Raw genomic sequence first — 15,298 nt, 5'->3', positions numbered from 1 at the left:
TATGACCCAAGACAATCCCCTGCTCGACTTTAACGATTTACCGCGTTTTTCTGACATCCAGGCCCAGCACATAGGACCAGCCATTGCCGCCCTGCTGGAAGAAAACCGTGCAGTGATTGCAGAACTGGAAAAAAACACTGGCCCGGTTACCTGGGACAGGTTTGTAGAGCCACTGGAAAACGCCACAGAAAAACTGGGACGCGCCTGGGGGATAGTCGGTCATTTGAATGCGGTTGTCGATACGCCAGAAATGCGCGCCGCCTACAATGAAAACCAGCCAGCCATTACGGAGTTCTGGACAGAGCTGGGACAAAATCTCGCCCTGTTTGCCGGCTACAAAGCCTTGCAACAAGCACCTGAATTTGCCAGCCTGCCGCAAGCCAGAAAAACCATCATCCAGAATGCGATCCGCGATTTTCAGTTGAGTGGTGCAGAACTGGCCGAGGCCAAGAAGCTGCGCTATGCAGAGATACAAGAAAAACAGGCTGCCCTGTCGACCAAGTTTTCTGAAAACCTGCTGGATGCAACCAATGACTACGGCCTCTTCATCGAAGATGTGGCCGAGCTCAAAGGCTTGCCAGAGGATGTCTTGCAGGCTGCCAAATCAGCAGCAGAAGCCGATAGCAAAACCGGCTATAAATTCACACTGCACTTCCCTTCGTATTTCCCGTTGTTGCAGTACGCAGAAAACCGTCATATCCGCGAAACCATTTACCGCGCAAACGCGACCAAGGCTTCAGAGCTTGGTAGCAAGGCAGAATGGGATAACAGCGACATCATGGCCGAACTGCTGCGCCTGCGCAAAGAAGAAGCGCTGCTGCTGGGTTATCAAAATTTCGCCGAAGTATCCCTGGTCAGCAAGATGGCCGAGTCACCGGCGCAAGTCAGCCAGTTCCTGGAAGACCTGGCAAAACGCGCCCGCCCTTATGCAGAAAAAGACCTGGAAGAATTACGCGCCTTTGCGGCAGACGAACTGGGCATCAACGATATGCAAGCCTGGGATACTGCTTATGCATCCGAAAAACTGCGCCAGCAACGCTATGCCTTTTCCGAGCAGGAAGTAAAAGAATATTTCCCTGAGCATAAGGTTGTCGATGGCTTGTTCCGCGTCATCCAGACCCTGTTTGCAGTCGATATCAAACCAGACGAGGCAACTGTCTGGCACAAGGATGTGAAGTTTTACAGGCTTGAAAAAAATGGCGCGCTGATCGGTCAGTTTTATCTTGACCTGTATGCTCGCAATGGCAAACGTGGTGGTGCCTGGATGGACGACGCACGCGGCCGCAGATTGACAGCGCAAGGAGTGCAAACACCGGTCGCTTATCTGACCTGCAATTTCAGCGCCCCTGTCACCATGAATGGCGTGGCAAAACCGGCCCTGTTCAGCCATGACGAAGTGATTACGCTGTTCCATGAATTTGGTCATGGCTTGCACCATTTGCTCACCAAGGTCGATGATCTGTCCGTCTCAGGCATTTCTGGTGTCGAGTGGGATGCGGTTGAATTGCCATCGCAATTCATGGAGAATTTTTGTTGGGAATGGGATGTGCTGCAACACATGACTTCTCATGTGGATACCGGTGCCGCATTGCCGCGTGTACTGTACGACAAGATGATTGCAGCTAAAAACTTCCAGTCTGGTATGCAAACCCTGCGCCAGGTTGAGTTTTCCCTGTTTGATATGCGTTTGCATGATGCCTTTGAACCAAATGGATCTCAAAGCGTGCAGGACATTGTGCAGGCAGTGCGCGCAGAAGTGTCAGTCATGCAGCCGCCAGAATTCAATCGCTTCCAGCATTCTTTCAGCCATATTTTTGCTGGCGGTTATGCGGCAGGTTATTATAGTTATAAGTGGGCAGAAGTTTTATCAGCGGATGCCTATGCCGCCTTTGAGGAGCATGCAGGGCAAGCAGGCAGCACCTTGTCCCGTGCCGTCGGCAAAAAATTTCAAACCGAAGTCCTGGAAGCTGGCGGTTCCCGCCCTGCCCTTGCTTCATTCAAGGCATTCCGTGGTCGCGAGCCGGTCATCGATGCCTTGTTACGTCACAATGGCATGAGTGCCTGAGTCTTGAAGGAGAAAATGATGACATTCAATAAAAAAATCCTGATCTGTAGCATGCTTTGCAGCATTTTTATGGCGACAGCAGCACAGGCGCAATTATATAAATCGGTAGGGCCAGACGGCAAAGTCACGTATAGCGATCAGCCGCCTGCTGCCAATCAAAAGACAGAAAAGAAAAAACTGCCCGATACTCTGGAAGGCGGTAACCTGCCGCAGGAACTGGCAATCGTTGTTGCAAAAAATCCGGTCACACTGTACTCAGCCAATGGCTGTTCACCATGCAATGATGGCCGCAATCTGCTAAAAAGCCTGGGCATACCATTTAACGAAAAAACCATTAACACGGCAGCAGACCAGGAAAAAATAAAGCAAGTCAGTGGCGATGTGCAATTGCCATTACTGGTGATTGCCAATGTCAAATTCCGCGGCTACAGCATGGATGAATGGAAAGATGCCTTGAGCAAAGCGGGCTACCCAGCTACCAGCAAACTGCCCAAGGACTACCGCTATGCAGCGGCAGAACCTGCTGCCCCGCCATCACCGCCAGCCGCGCCCAAAGCACCGGATGCAGCAAGACAGGCAGCGACTCCCCAGCCCAAGAAGCCAGATGATGGCTTTAAATTTTGAGTTCGCATGACACGCATCGATTTTCATAGCAATGTGGCGGACAAACTGAATTACTCTTGCCGCCTGATACGCAAGGCCCATGCAGCCAATTGCAAGATGGTGGTGTACCACCATGACCGTGCTTATTTGCAGCAACTGAACGAAGCCTTGTGGACACTCACTGAGGCTGATTTTTTGCCGCATGTGATGCTCAGTGACCCCTTGTCTGCCATGACGCCTATCGTACTCAGCCACGACGAGCAAGCCACTTGTCCGCATTATGAATTGCTGATCAACCTGACTGCTGCCACGCCTGCCAATTTCGGCCAGTTTGAACGCATGATAGAAGTCATCTCTGCCGATGATGCAGACAAACTGGCCGGGCGTGAGCGCTATCGTCACTACCAGCAACAAGGTCATACTCTTACCCACTCCGTGGCGAAATAAAATGAATAATCAAATAGACGCCAGCATTCCTGTGTTGACCGAAGTCATCAAGCCGGAAGAACTCCTCACGCCACCCGCCAAAGCAGTTACTGCAACGGATAAAGCAGGCATTGATGGTACGGCACAGCCTGCCTATGAAAGTGCTACCAATCATTATCCTGGTAAGACAGAAGAAGACTGGCAGACACTGGAACAAAGCCTGCGTGAAAACGTCTTGCGCCAGGTGCTGACCCGCATTGATTTCGTCCTTGAACACAGGATCAGGGACAACCTGGCCGATGTTTTACAAATTGCCGTAGCTAATTTATCAACAGAAATACGCTCTGGCTTGCATAAAACCCTGGAAGAAGTCATCACCCGTGCGGTGACGCAGGAAATCACCAAGGCAAAGTCACCTAAATAATCAAAATAATTAATAATATTTTTATTTTTAAACACAAAAACTCCATCCGTGTTTAAAAATAAAAATCTGAAGTAGCTTTCTGATTACCTGAGAAAGCAAAGTATTTCTACAATCTCCTGCATCGCATACAAAATGCAACACAGATGAAACACAGGAGATTCCCCATGAAAGTCATCGTTCTCGGTTCCGGCATAGTTGGCACATCGTCTGCCTGGTTTTTAAAAAAGCAGGGTCACGAAGTCATCGTTATTGACCGCCAGCCTGGTGCCGCACAAGAAACCAGCTTTGCCAATGGCGGCCAGATTTCTGTTTCACACGCTGAACCATGGGCCAATCCATCAGCGCCGATGAAGGTCATAAAATGGCTGGGCAAAGAAGATGCGCCTCTGTTGTTCCGCCCGCGTGCAGAATGGCTGCAATGGCTGTGGGGCCTGAATTTTCTGCGCGAATGCACACCTGGCCGCACGGCAGAAAACATCCGCCAGATCGTTGCAATATCTGAATACAGCCGCCTGACCTTGCGCAGCCTGCGTGAAGAAACCGGCATACAGTATGACAACCTGAGCAAGGGCATACTGCATTTTTATACAGATCAAAAAGAGTTCGACATTTCCCTGCCTGCGGCAAAACTCATGCGCGATCTGGGATGTCCACGCGATTCTATCGATGCCGATGAAGTGGTACGCCGGGAACCTGCACTGGCAGGCATACGCGATAAAATCGTTGGTGGTGACTATACTGAAACCGATGAATCAGGCGATGTATATCAATTCACCACTGGCCTGGCTGCCAAAGCTGCAGCAGCAGGTGTGCAATTCCAGTTCAACACGACCGTCACCCGTCTTTTGTCCGAGGGCACGGGTGCAAGTGCCAGGATCACAGGTGTAGAAATCATCGATGCAGCCGGGCGTCACAAGACTTTGCATGCCGATGCTTTTGTGGTTGCCATGGGCAGCCACTCACAAACCCTGTTAAAACCTTTGGGTATCTCTCTGATGATTTACCCAGGCAAAGGTTACTCGGCCACTTATCAAATTACCAATCCTGAGCAGGCTCCCGTTATTTCGTTGACAGATGACGGCTATAAGCTGGTGGTGTCTCGTCTCGGCAACCGCCTGCGTGTTGCAGGTACCTGCGAGATCAATGGCTATGGCAGGGAATTGAATACGGCCCGCTGCGAAGCTATTACCAGACGCACGCGGGAGCTGTTCCCGGACGCCTGCGATTACGACAATCCGGTTTACTGGACAGGTTTGCGGCCACTGACACCGTCCAATGTTCCTTACATAGGCAAATCCCGCATAGGCAATCTTTACCTTAATACTGGCCACGGTACGCTGGGCTGGACCATGGGAGCAGGTTCTGGCCGCGCCATTGCAGACATCGTTTCCGGTCTGCAGCCGGATGTGGATTTCGCCTTTACTGGCATGGATCGCAGGAGTAGCAACAACGTCTTGCTCCCGGCCTGATTCATCCACAGGTCAAACGTGTAACCTAGCTGGCGCAAGGCTGTCAGCAAACTGCAACACATTCATCAGAAATGCATGCAGATAAAAGTTTCCCCTCACGCAAGTTGCCAATCTTTTTATTGACGACTTGCGTTCTTTTTGTCATCCCGAATACTTCTTCCTGCGTTATTGGCTTAAGAGGCTAAATCATTTGCCTTTACCGCTGGTGCGGACAGTTAACTCTTCAGCTTTTTCGTCAAATGCAATCCGTGTCGTAAATTTGGCACGTTTCATGGGGAAACGGGAATGAAAATGCCGCACATTGCCAGAGCCGGAAATGGCGCGCCGCACAAATTGGTAATAAGCGTCCATGTCAATGATGTGAACCACCAGGAAATAGTCGTATTCCCCAGACACAAAATAGCATTGCATGACCTCGGCTTCCTTGTTCATGCGGGTCTCGAATTCACGCATGAATTCATCCGACTGATTGATCAGCGATACTTCCAGAAAAGCCAGCATGCCATAGCCAAGGGCGAAGCTATCGACCATCGCTACTTCGGCACTGATGACACCTGCTTCACGCAGTTCCCGTATGCGGCGCAAGCAGGTGGGTTGGGAGATATGCAGCTTGTCGGCCAGTACCCTGGTCGGGGTTTGGTTGTCTTTTTGCAGGAGGTTCAGGAGCTTGCGATCAAGCTTGTCAAGGGTGCGATATTGGGGCATATAAAAAACGTCAGTTTGGAGAAAAAACCACACAAAATAGCTTTGCGAAATATTTTTTCTGTTGTACCTTCTTGCTGTTCAGTTATCTGAATAAGTCAGAGATGCAGTACTGTTATCCTACTTTTTAATCCTTAGGAGTATGTTCATGTCGTTCAAAACTAAAATGATTCCACTGGCTGGCGCAATTGCTTTCGCTTTCGCTGGTGCTGCGGCAGCTCAAGATCTGGTTGTAAAAATTGGTCACGTTGGCCCTATCTCCGGCGCGATCGCCCACTTGGGTAAAGACAATGAAAACGGCGCCAAAATGGCGATCGAAGAACTGAACGCCAAAGGCGTGATGATCGGCGGCAAAAAAGCCAAATTCGAATTGCTGACTGAAGATGACGCTGGCGACCCAAAACAAGGCACAACCGTAGCACAAAAACTGGTTGACGCGAAAGTAAACGGCGTTATCGGTCACTTGAACTCCGGTACGACTATCCCTGCCTCCAAAATCTATAACGATGCTGGCATCGTTCAAATCTCCCCATCTGCAACTAACGTTGACTACACCAAACAGGGTTTCAAAGGTGCATTCCGCGTAGTAGCGAATGACGGCCAACTGGGCGGCACACTGGGCCGTTTTGCCGTGCAAATCAACAAAGCGAAAAAAGTCGCTGTGATTGATGATAAAACAGCATACGGCGAAGGCGTGGCAAAAGAATTTATCAAAGGCGCCAAAGGCAAAGGTGCTGACATTGTTGTGCAAGAGCATACAACTGATAAATCTACAGATTTCAGCGCCATCCTGACCACAATCAAAGCTAAAAACCCAGACGTCATCTTCTTCGGTGGTATGGATGCGGTTGCTGGTCCTATGCTGCGTCAGATGAAGGCACTGGGCATCACAGCTAAATTCATGGGCGGCGACGGTATCTGTACTGCTGACTTGGTTAAACTGGCTGACAACGGCATAGGCGAAGGCCAGGTAGTTTGCGCCGAAGCGGGCGGTGTTCTGGATGCACAGAAGAAAGTCAATGATGACTGGAAAGCTGCGTACAAGAAAAAATTTGGTATAGACGTCCAGATTTACGCACCGTATGTCTATGATTCCGTCATGGTCATGGTAGAAGCAATGAAAAAAGCTGGCTCTGCTGACCCAGCCAAATACCTGCCAGAGTTGAAGAAAATCAACTACAAAGGCGTAACAGGCGACATCGCATTTGATGACAAAGGCGATATCAAAGACGGCACTCTGACTTTGTACACATACAAAGGCGGCAAACGTGATCTGCTGCGCGTAGTCAAGTAAGTTAGCGGCTTATTTAGTGGCTTATTTAGCGGCTTAAATAATATCTGCACCAAACAAGAGCTTGCAGCGACAAACTGCAAGCTCTTGCGAAACTGAAAAAGTTCAACAAGCAGATATGATGAACAATAAAAAACCTGGCTTATGCCAGGTTTTTTATTGTTCATCAGTTTGATACAGATCAATTTATCCATATCAAACCAGAATTCATTTCAAACTCAACACCCATTTAACCAGGGTTTTTGCTTCTGCATCACTTACCTGGGCATTTGGTGGCATGGCAACCGGGCCCCATGTACCTGAGCCGCCCTTTAATACCTTTTGTATCAGTTTGGCTTCAGCAGTCTTGTCGCCGGCGTATTTCTTGGCCACATCCTTAAAAGCAGGACCCACAACCTTGTTATCGACTGCGTGACAGGCCATGCAGTTTTTTGCTTTTGCCAGATCAGCATTCGCCCAAGCCGAGCCAGAAACCATCATTGCCAACACCGAACCTACCAATAAGGAATATTTCATTGCTTTCTCCAGGTTAAAAACTCACTTATTCTACCGCCTTTTGATAATTTTAACGTTTATCCACATACCGGGGTTGACCTGCAGTAAAATTAAGGAAACTCTGTGATCTGTAACAAAGAGTTTGAAGGTTTTCCCCAGAAAAAGGATGTATCCCATGTTCATCATCATCGTTTTATTCATCATGCTCGTCTTGAAGCTGGCAGATGTATGGTTTTTTGCCACTATGTCGTGGTGGTGGATCATTGGTGGTGCTGGCGCAGCATTTGCCTGGTTTGAAGTTCTTGAGCGCATGCTGGGCCTGGACAAACGCAAAGATCACGCACATTTTGAAAAAATCCAGAAAGAACGCGTTAAACGCGCTTTTGACAAAAACACCCGCCGCTAATGACAGCACCTGGATATTTCCCGGACTATTTTTTGCGTATCTGCAGCATCCTGACACAACACAAAATACCGGCTGACTTGCCAGATGTCTTTACCCGAATTACGAAATCTTGAGCTGCGTCAGTTGCGTTACTTCCTTGCCGTTGCAGAAGAAATGCATTTTGGCCGGGCAGCAACGCGTCTGCATATGACTCAGCCACCTCTGTCGCAAGCCATACAGGCGCTGGAAGCCATTCTTGGGGCAGAGCTGTTTATCCGCAATACACGCAATATCTCGCTGTCATCGGCCGGGATGGCGCTACTGCCGGAAGTCAGGCGCTTGCTGGCACAGGCGCAATCCCTGCCTGAACTGGCACAGAGAGCCGCCAGCGGCACTTATGGTCACTTATCCCTGGCGTTTGTGTCTATTGCTGATTACAGCGTACTGCCGCCTGCTCTGCGGGAATTTCGCCGCCATCATGCCGATGTCCACATAGAATTGCGAGAAGCAACCACAGACGTACAATTGCAGGCGCTGGAAAATGGCGAAATTGACGCAGGTTTTTTGATACCGCCACTTCCAGACAAGTTGCAAAACCTGTTCAATTATCAAAAAGTGCTGTCTGAACCACTGATGCTGGCAGTACCAGAAAACCACGCAAAAGGACGCCAGCAACTGCGCCTTAGCGATTGCACTGACTTGCCATTGATACTCTTCCCTCGCAAAATCGCCCCAGCTTTGCATGATGCCATCCTCGGTTGCTTCCATGCTGCGGGCCTGACACCCGCGATCGGCCAGGAAGCAATACAGATGCAAACCATCGTCGGTTTGGTCTCGGCTGGCATGGGAATCGCACTTGTGCCACAATCCGTCTCAAATTTGCAGCGCCCTGGCGTCTTGTATTTCGATTTGCCAGAAGTCAGCGCCACGGTTGAAATTGGCCTGGCCTGGCGCAAGGACAATCATTCTGCTGTACTGGCCGCATTTGCGCACTTGTTTAACTTACCAAATCATCCATGCTGACTCATCCAAATCCTGATCCTGTCGCTTTCCATCTGGGCCCTGTTTCTGTGCACTGGTACGGCATCATGTACCTGATCGCCTTTGCCCAGTTCATTGCCCTGGGCCGCGTCCGGCTCAAACAACCGCATATCGCGGCACAAGGATGGACACGCGAGCATATAGACGACATGCTGTTTTTTGGTGTGCTAGGGGTGATACTCGGTGGCCGCCTCGGTGAAGTGTTTTTCTATGGTTTTTCTTACTACATGGAACACCCGCTGGAAATATTTGCCGTCTGGAAAGGAGGCATGTCTTTCCATGGTGGCTTCATCGGCGTATTGATTGCCATGTCGCTGTGGGCACGCAAAGCTAAGTTTCATCTTGCAGACGTGTATGACTTCATCGCACCGCTGGTGCCGCTGGGTTATGCTGCTGGTCGCCTGGGTAATTTCATCAATCATGAATTGCCAGGCCGCATCGCATCGGCAGACCTGCCCTGGGCGATGATCTGGCCGGGTATCGACCACCCGGTTCACCCTTCACCGATTTACCAGGCATTGGTAGATGGTCTGCTGGCATTCGTCATCTTGTGGATATATGCGTCCAAAGCCAGGCCGCGGCTGGCCGTGGGTGCTTTATACGTCACCCTGTATGGCTGCGCCCGTTTCTTCACAGAATATTTCCGCACACCGGATTATGAAGTCAATATTCTCGGTGCGACAATTTCGGCTGGGCAGATGCTGTCATTCCCCATGATTATCGGCGGGCTGTTACTACTGGGCTTCGCCTACAGGAACAATAAAAAATCAGTTCCCTGAAAAGTTGATTTTTGCATAGTTCATCGTGTGCATGATTGGGGTTTGATCGCAGTGATCAAATTCCAATCAACCAAAGTCCCCAAACGCAAACAAAAATATTGCTTGACGTGTACCGGCAAAATCTTTTACAGTAATTGCATGAACTCTTTTTTGACATCGACATTTGCAAGAAAAACTGCTGCCAGCGCCAAGCTGCAAGCAGCGCTGTCGTCTGTGTCTGCCTCTCTAGTTCTACTACCATCTCTAGCAAGCTCGCTACTATAAGTAAGCAGCTTGTCCAGTTTTAATTGGCATACCTGCCAGATTAAAACACCAGTATCAAAAATTACCTTTATACCCCAGTAGTACCCAGCACAGGCTTCCTGACATCAGGAAAAACAGCATGACACCATCAGGCACATCAGCAAAGAATTCAGCAGGCGTAATCAGCGTCATGTCTGGCTTTGCCCGTCCAGAGTCTGCGCTGCAACGTCGTTACGGACTGCTAGCGCTACGACTACTGATCGGTTAACCGGCCTCGCGTATCTCTGTGGCAGCCAGTTAGCTTAGCACCGCCACATTACTATCCATTCAACAAATTGAAAATATCAGCGCCTTGCTGAGGCACTGTGCCAGCCCAAGGAAAGAACATCATGATGAGTAATCCAGCTAAAAAATATCAAGCCTTCCCGACTATCGCTTTACATGACAGGCAATGGCCCAGCCGTAGCATCACGAAAGCACCGATATGGATGAGTACGGATTTGCGTGATGGTAACCAGGCGCTGATAGAACCCATGGATGCCAAGAAAAAACTCAGGTTCTTTGAAATGCTGGTGAAGATAGGTTTGAAAGAAATTGAAGTAGCCTTCCCTTCTGCATCAGAAACTGATTTTGCCTTTGTCCGCAAACTCATCGAAGAACAACGTATACCAGATGACGTAACGATAGAAGTATTGACGCAATCCCGTGAAGACCTGATACGCCGCACCATCGATTCCGTACGTGGCGCAAAACGGGCGATCGTGCATTTGTATAACCCGATAGCACCGGCTTTCCGCCGTATCGTATTTGGTAAATCGCGTGAAGAAGTCAAACAGATCGCCACTGATGGTACCCGCCTCATTAAGCAACTTACCGATGCGATGCCTGAGACTGAATGGGTATTTGAATATTCACCAGAGACCTTCAGCATGGCAGAACTGGATTTTTCCAAAGAGGTGTGTGATGCCGTTGCCGCAATCTGGCAGCCCACCGTTGAACGCAAGATGATCATCAACTTGCCAACCACCGTCGAATGCGCGACACCGAATGTGTATGCCGACCAGATCGAATGGATGGACAGGAATCTGGTGCAACGCGACGCCATCATCCTCAGCGTGCATCCGCACAATGACAGGGGCACGGCAGTCGCCGCAGCCGAGCTTGCTGTCATGGCCGGTGCAGACAGGGTTGAAGGCTGCCTGTTTGGAAATGGCGAACGTACTGGCAATGTCGATCTCGTCACACTGGCCTTGAATTTGTATACCCAGGGCGTTGACCCTGGCCTGGATTTTTCTGATATCGATAGCGTCAGGCAATGTGTGGAAGAATGCAATCAATTGCCTGTACATCCACGTCACCCTTATGTCGGCGATCTCGTCTTCACCGCATTTTCTGGCTCACACCAGGATGCGATCAAAAAAGGCTTTGCCCAGCAACAAAAAGACGCGATATGGGAAGTGCCTTACTTGCCGATAGACCCGGCTGACCTTGGCCGCAATTATGACGCCGTGATACGCGTCAACAGCCAGTCTGGCAAAGGCGGCATGGCATTTTTGCTGGAACAGGAATATGGCATCAGCATGCCAAGGCGCATGCAAATTGAATTCAGTCGTGTCGTGCAAGCGGTGGCCGACGACAGCGGCAAGGAAATGACAGCACAACAGATACACCAGATTTTCAGCGACAGCTATCTGGCACCAGCAACACCCATCAGTTATCAAGCTCATCATGCAAACCCCGTCCTGCATCACAGGACATCACCATCCGATCCGGCACAAGTATCCTTGCATGTCGATCTGCTGCACCATGGACAGCCACAAGCTATCCAGGGTACAGGTCATGGTATTGTTGAAGCACAGCTCAATGCCTGCCAGGCCCTTGGATATCAAGTCAGAATCATCGACAAACAAGAACAGCAGGTGACGCAGCATGGTCGCTCGCAGTACATCAGTATCATCGAAGCACGCGTCAATGATGGTGGCAGTCAGCATGGTGCGGGCATTGCAGATGATGCTGCAACGGCCAGCATGCGCGCCATCATCAGCGTGATTAACCGCCATGCAAACGCAGATACGGTAATGCAGATGATCGCCGCCTGATCGCTGCCGGATCGCTAATGAGCGGCTTTGAAGAGCGTAGCCAGTTTGCTGACGCTGCGCTCTATCTCTGCACAATCCAGTGAAGCAAAACCCAATAACAGGCCGCCAGGACTTTCTGCCGGTCTGTCCAATTTTCCGGGCACATCAGCATAATGCCCCAGCCCACGCAATTCCAGCCCTATTTTTTGTCCTGCTTCTATGATCTGCTCTTCATCGTCAACCTGCTTGAAATACACAGCCAGATCAAGCCCTCCGTCTTGCGCTCCACAGATCAATTCATCTCCCAATTCCTTTTCCAGGCAATCGATCAGGCAAGCCTGGCGGTCGGCATAGACTTTTCTGGTGCGTTTGATGTGCCTGCCGAAATGGCCTTCCGCAATAAAGTCGGCCAGTGTCATTTGCGGCATGATACTGGTATGTTTATCAATGACTGCCTTGGCTTGTATCATGGGTTCGAGTAATTTTTCTGGTAGTACCAGGTAACCGAGCCTCAAGCCAGGGAAAAGAACCTTGGACAAAGTGCCTACATAAATGACACTCTGATGTGTATCCAGGCTTTGCAAGGATGCCAGTGGTGAACTGCCAAAACGGTATTCACTGTCATAGTCATCTTCGACTATCCATACTGCATTTGCCTGCGCCCACTCAAGCAAGGCCATGCGTCTTTGCAGGCTCATGGTCATACCCAAGGGCATCTGGTGGGAAGGTGTGACGAAGGCGATCTTGGCATCTGGATAATGCATCGCTGCGTATTCGACATCCATGCCTTCGTCATCAACAGGTACAGCACAGATATCCGCTTGCGATGCATGCAGGGCGGCTGTCGTGCCGCGGTAGCAAGGATATTCCACAACAGCCTTCTCACCCGGGTCCAGCAACATGGTACTCAGTAAATACAAGGCCTGCTGGGAGCCGGATGTGATCAGGATTTGTTCTGGCGCGCAGTTCACCCCACGCGCTGCCTTCAGATACACCGCCAGCAATTCACGCAAAGCCAGATGACCGGCAGGATCGCCATAACCCAGTTGTCCTTTGGGATGGCGGCAATGACGCGCTTCCAGCCGCGCCCATATATCAAATGGGAATAAATCCAGGTCAGGCATGCTGACCCTGAATGCTCTTACACTGCCTTGATGAAAGCGTGTGCTGCCGCGTGGGTCTATATGCTGTCGTCCACGTCTTGAAATCCTGTCCAGTAATTGTGCCGCTGGTATATCGCTGATCGTCGCTTTGCCACGTTCTGCAATCGCAGGTAAATCTTCATTCACAAAAGTCCCTTGCCCAACTGAGCCACGCAAATACCCTTCTGCCAGCAATTGATCGTAAGCATTCAAAACCGTTTGCCGGGAAATATTCAACACCTGGCAAAACGCGCGGCTGGGTGGCAATTGCATACCAGGCAGCATCTGGCCAGCCAATATACTTTTTCGTATTTCAGCGTACAACTGTCTGTACAAGGGCTGGCTGCCTTGCCTGTCCAGGGCAATCCCGGCAATCATTTGAGAAATATGCACGCTCATCAAAATTGGCATTCTTATTTTTTATAAAATTGGTACTTTTCAATAGCCAATACCAGGCATAAGATTAACGCAAATTCATGGCAGAGGAGTATCAAATGCATCAATATCAGGCAAAAATCTTATGGGACCGTGGTGAACAGGCGTTTAGCGACAATCGTTACAGTCGTGCACATGCATGGGAATTTGATGGCGGTCTGGTGGTGCCGGCATCTTCATCCCCTTTATCCGTCCCGGTACCGATGTCGGAAGAAAAAAATGTCGATCCGGAAGAGGCCCTCGTCGCGGCACTAGCATCTTGCCACATGCTGTTTTATTTATTCTTCGTTGGTCAACGCGGCTATGTGGTGGATCAATACCGCGACCTGGCGATAGGCATCATGGATAAAAATGCCAAGGGCAAGCAAGCCATTACCCGTATCCACCTGCGCCCCCAGGAAAGCTATAGTGGTGACAAGCACCCCAATTTGCAGGAACGTGAAGAACTGCATCATATGGCGCATGAACACTGCTATATCGCCAACTCCATCCATGCTGAAGTCATCATAGAAATCGAATAAGACATGTATATGCCCGGTCATTTTTCTGAAGAACGTATTGAAGTCTTGCACGCCCTGATACAGGCTCACCCACTGGCTGCGCTGGTCAGCTTGCAGGATGGTGAACTGGAGGCGAATCATATTCCCTTCATTATCTCGCCACCAGCGGCAGATGCACCATATGGTGTCTTGCGCGGTCATGTAGCACGCAATAATCCGGTGTGGAGAAATGCCGGTTCAGGTCAGGATGCGCTATTGATTTTCCAGGGCGCGCAAGCCTATATCAGCCCGCGCTGGTATGAAGAAAAGCAGCGCAGCGGTGCCGTCGTACCCACCTATAACTATGCGGTTGTGCATGCCCATGGACCCATGCGCCTCGTCGAAGACAGGCAGGAATTTTTAAGTCTGCTTAACGACCTTAGCGATAACTTTGAGTACAAGTTCGACCAGCCATGGAGAGTCAGCGATGCTCCTGCAGAATATGTAGACCGCATGATGGACATGATAGTCGGCATAGAAATCCCGGTGCGTCGCATCAGTGGCAAATGGAAAGCCAGCCAGAACAAAAGCACGCAGGACAGGGTGAGTATGGTGGATGGATTGCGCGGACAACATGACCCAGCCTCGCACGCATTGGCAAATGTCATGGAGCAGCAATTGTTTGAAACCGAATAAAACAAAATGATAAGGAAAAGAAATGAGTAAAGTCGTAGTCCGTGCCATCACCGAAGAAGATTTCGCCAACTGGTCTGTGCTATGGGAGGGCTATAACCAGTTCTATGAACGCACCGGCCCAAATGCCTTGCCAGAAGCAGTGACGCTCAGAACCTGGGACAGGTTTTTTGACGTCTATGAACCGGTACACGCTCTAGTGGCTGAGCAGGATGGGCAACTGGTAGGACTGGCACATTACCTGTACCACAGGACCACCAGCCGTATCGAAGCCAGTTGCTATCTGAATGACCTGTTCACCAGCACTGATAAGCGTGGCCAGGGTGTGGGGCGGGCATTGATAGAGGCCGTGTATGAACAGGCAAAGCTGGCTGGTTCTACAGTTGTCTACTGGGGAACCCATGAAACCAATGAAACGGCCCAAAAGCTATATCGTCAGGTGGCAGACCGGTCGGGATTTATACTCTATAAAAAAATCCTGGCAGCATAAATAAATATGCAAATAAGTAAGTAAATGAAGCAATTCATTCATTTACAAGACCAGCGCG

At 50.0% G+C, this 15,298-nt stretch carries 16 protein-coding genes; 13 read left to right on the top strand and 3 right to left on the bottom strand.

What is annotated here, in order from left to right; genetic code table 11:
• Position 1 precedes the first annotated feature (1 nt).
• From ACO0LG_RS20635 to ACO0LG_RS20615, 5 genes are all read left to right on the top strand, one after another.
• Positions 2 to 2,065, top strand: coding sequence for a M3 family metallopeptidase (locus ACO0LG_RS20635; RefSeq protein ID WP_423029436.1), 2,064 nt, complete (start codon positions 2 to 4; stop codon positions 2,063 to 2,065).
• 18 nt (positions 2,066 to 2,083) lie between these two features.
• On the top strand, positions 2,084 to 2,689 hold the full coding sequence (locus ACO0LG_RS20630; protein ID WP_423029435.1) for a DUF4124 domain-containing protein: 606 nt from the start codon (positions 2,084 to 2,086) through the stop codon (positions 2,687 to 2,689).
• Between the two features lie 6 nt (positions 2,690 to 2,695).
• Positions 2,696 to 3,115, top strand: coding sequence for a DNA polymerase III subunit chi (locus ACO0LG_RS20625; protein ID WP_423029434.1), 420 nt, complete (start codon positions 2,696 to 2,698; stop codon positions 3,113 to 3,115).
• Position 3,116: 1 nt separating this feature from the next.
• On the top strand, positions 3,117 to 3,518 hold the full coding sequence (locus ACO0LG_RS20620) for a hypothetical protein (protein WP_423029433.1): 402 nt from the start codon (positions 3,117 to 3,119) through the stop codon (positions 3,516 to 3,518).
• Positions 3,519 to 3,682: 164 nt separating this feature from the next.
• Positions 3,683 to 4,987 (top strand): D-amino acid dehydrogenase, encoded by a 1,305-nt coding sequence (locus ACO0LG_RS20615; protein ID WP_423029432.1) that lies wholly within the window; start codon positions 3,683 to 3,685, stop codon positions 4,985 to 4,987.
• 186 nt (positions 4,988 to 5,173) lie between these two features.
• On the opposite strand, the gene ACO0LG_RS20610 is transcribed toward ACO0LG_RS20615, so the two are convergent.
• A complete protein-coding gene (locus tag ACO0LG_RS20610) occupies positions 5,174 to 5,692 on the bottom strand; it encodes an Lrp/AsnC family transcriptional regulator (protein ID WP_423029431.1) in 519 nt (172 codons plus the stop codon).
• 145 nt (positions 5,693 to 5,837) lie between these two features.
• Here ACO0LG_RS20610 and ACO0LG_RS20605 point away from each other — a divergent pair, with 145 nt between their 5' ends.
• Positions 5,838 to 6,983 carry a branched-chain amino acid ABC transporter substrate-binding protein gene (locus ACO0LG_RS20605; RefSeq protein WP_423029430.1) on the top strand — a complete coding sequence of 382 codons (1,146 nt, stop codon included), beginning with the start codon at positions 5,838 to 5,840 and terminating at the stop codon, positions 6,981 to 6,983.
• Between the two features lie 204 nt (positions 6,984 to 7,187).
• On the opposite strand, the gene ACO0LG_RS20600 is transcribed toward ACO0LG_RS20605, so the two are convergent.
• Positions 7,188 to 7,496, bottom strand: a complete 309-nt coding sequence (locus ACO0LG_RS20600) for a c-type cytochrome (protein ID WP_422953199.1) — start codon at positions 7,494 to 7,496, stop codon at positions 7,188 to 7,190.
• Positions 7,497 to 7,650: 154 nt separating this feature from the next.
• Here ACO0LG_RS20600 and ACO0LG_RS20595 point away from each other — a divergent pair, with 154 nt between their 5' ends.
• The 4 genes from ACO0LG_RS20595 to leuA all read left to right on the top strand — a co-directional run bounded on the left by ACO0LG_RS20595 (position 7,651) and on the right by leuA (position 12,022).
• On the top strand, positions 7,651 to 7,881 hold the full coding sequence (locus ACO0LG_RS20595; RefSeq protein WP_423029429.1) for a TIGR04438 family Trp-rich protein: 231 nt from the start codon (positions 7,651 to 7,653) through the stop codon (positions 7,879 to 7,881).
• Between the two features lie 84 nt (positions 7,882 to 7,965).
• Positions 7,966 to 8,883: a LysR family transcriptional regulator gene (locus tag ACO0LG_RS20590; RefSeq protein WP_423029428.1), complete on the top strand. Its 918-nt coding sequence runs from the start codon at positions 7,966 to 7,968 to the stop codon at positions 8,881 to 8,883.
• A complete protein-coding gene (gene lgt / locus ACO0LG_RS20585; protein WP_423029427.1) occupies positions 8,877 to 9,680 on the top strand; it encodes a prolipoprotein diacylglyceryl transferase in 804 nt (267 codons plus the stop codon). The genes ACO0LG_RS20590 and lgt overlap by 7 nt, the downstream gene beginning before the upstream one ends.
• A 629-nt stretch (positions 9,681 to 10,309) precedes the next feature.
• Positions 10,310 to 12,022, top strand: coding sequence for a 2-isopropylmalate synthase (gene leuA / locus ACO0LG_RS20580; RefSeq protein ID WP_423029504.1), 1,713 nt, complete (start codon positions 10,310 to 10,312; stop codon positions 12,020 to 12,022).
• Positions 12,023 to 12,036: 14 nt separating this feature from the next.
• On the opposite strand, the gene ACO0LG_RS20575 is transcribed toward leuA, so the two are convergent.
• Positions 12,037 to 13,554 (bottom strand): PLP-dependent aminotransferase family protein, encoded by a 1,518-nt coding sequence (locus ACO0LG_RS20575; RefSeq protein ID WP_423029426.1) that lies wholly within the window; start codon positions 13,552 to 13,554, stop codon positions 12,037 to 12,039.
• Between the two features lie 83 nt (positions 13,555 to 13,637).
• Between ACO0LG_RS20575 and ACO0LG_RS20570 the strand changes: the two genes are divergently transcribed.
• From ACO0LG_RS20570 to ACO0LG_RS20560, 3 genes are read left to right on the top strand one after another with little or no spacing between them, the layout of a single operon-like run.
• Complete coding sequence (locus ACO0LG_RS20570) at positions 13,638 to 14,099, top strand: OsmC family protein (protein ID WP_423029425.1); 462 nt, start codon at positions 13,638 to 13,640, stop codon at positions 14,097 to 14,099.
• 3 nt (positions 14,100 to 14,102) lie between these two features.
• Entirely contained in the window at positions 14,103 to 14,753 is a 651-nt protein-coding gene (locus ACO0LG_RS20565; protein ID WP_423029424.1) for an FMN-binding negative transcriptional regulator, read from the top strand.
• Between the two features lie 22 nt (positions 14,754 to 14,775).
• Positions 14,776 to 15,240: a GNAT family N-acetyltransferase gene (locus ACO0LG_RS20560; RefSeq protein WP_423029423.1), complete on the top strand. Its 465-nt coding sequence runs from the start codon at positions 14,776 to 14,778 to the stop codon at positions 15,238 to 15,240.
• The last annotated feature ends 58 nt before the right edge of the window (positions 15,241 to 15,298 follow it).

Origin of the sequence: Undibacterium sp. Ji42W, assembly GCF_049340405.1 — a bacterium.
In the GTDB taxonomy this organism is placed as follows: Bacteria; Pseudomonadota; Gammaproteobacteria; order Burkholderiales; family Burkholderiaceae_D; genus Undibacterium.
This window is presented reverse-complemented; position numbering and strand designations above follow the sequence as displayed.

Bases quoted from the DNA above. Each gene is read 5' to 3' on its own strand.
- ACO0LG_RS20635 (WP_423029436.1), top strand. From the start codon at position 2: ATGACCCAAGACAATCCCCTGCTCGACTTTAACGATTTACCGCGTTTT.
- ACO0LG_RS20630 (WP_423029435.1), top strand. From the start codon at position 2,084: ATGACATTCAATAAAAAAATCCTGATCTGTAGCATGCTTTGCAGCATT.
- ACO0LG_RS20625 (WP_423029434.1), top strand. From the start codon at position 2,696: ATGACACGCATCGATTTTCATAGCAATGTGGCGGACAAACTGAATTAC.
- ACO0LG_RS20620 (WP_423029433.1), top strand. From the start codon at position 3,117: ATGAATAATCAAATAGACGCCAGCATTCCTGTGTTGACCGAAGTCATC.
- ACO0LG_RS20615 (WP_423029432.1), top strand. From the start codon at position 3,683: ATGAAAGTCATCGTTCTCGGTTCCGGCATAGTTGGCACATCGTCTGCC.
- ACO0LG_RS20610 (WP_423029431.1), bottom strand. From the start codon at position 5,692: ATGCCCCAATATCGCACCCTTGACAAGCTTGATCGCAAGCTCCTGAAC.
- ACO0LG_RS20605 (WP_423029430.1), top strand. From the start codon at position 5,838: ATGTCGTTCAAAACTAAAATGATTCCACTGGCTGGCGCAATTGCTTTC.
- ACO0LG_RS20600 (WP_422953199.1), bottom strand. From the start codon at position 7,496: ATGAAATATTCCTTATTGGTAGGTTCGGTGTTGGCAATGATGGTTTCT.
- ACO0LG_RS20595 (WP_423029429.1), top strand. From the start codon at position 7,651: ATGTTCATCATCATCGTTTTATTCATCATGCTCGTCTTGAAGCTGGCA.
- ACO0LG_RS20590 (WP_423029428.1), top strand. From the start codon at position 7,966: ATGTCTTTACCCGAATTACGAAATCTTGAGCTGCGTCAGTTGCGTTAC.
- lgt (WP_423029427.1), top strand. From the start codon at position 8,877: ATGCTGACTCATCCAAATCCTGATCCTGTCGCTTTCCATCTGGGCCCT.
- ACO0LG_RS20575 (WP_423029426.1), bottom strand. From the start codon at position 13,554: ATGCCAATTTTGATGAGCGTGCATATTTCTCAAATGATTGCCGGGATT.
- ACO0LG_RS20570 (WP_423029425.1), top strand. From the start codon at position 13,638: ATGCATCAATATCAGGCAAAAATCTTATGGGACCGTGGTGAACAGGCG.
- ACO0LG_RS20565 (WP_423029424.1), top strand. From the start codon at position 14,103: ATGTATATGCCCGGTCATTTTTCTGAAGAACGTATTGAAGTCTTGCAC.
- ACO0LG_RS20560 (WP_423029423.1), top strand. From the start codon at position 14,776: ATGAGTAAAGTCGTAGTCCGTGCCATCACCGAAGAAGATTTCGCCAAC.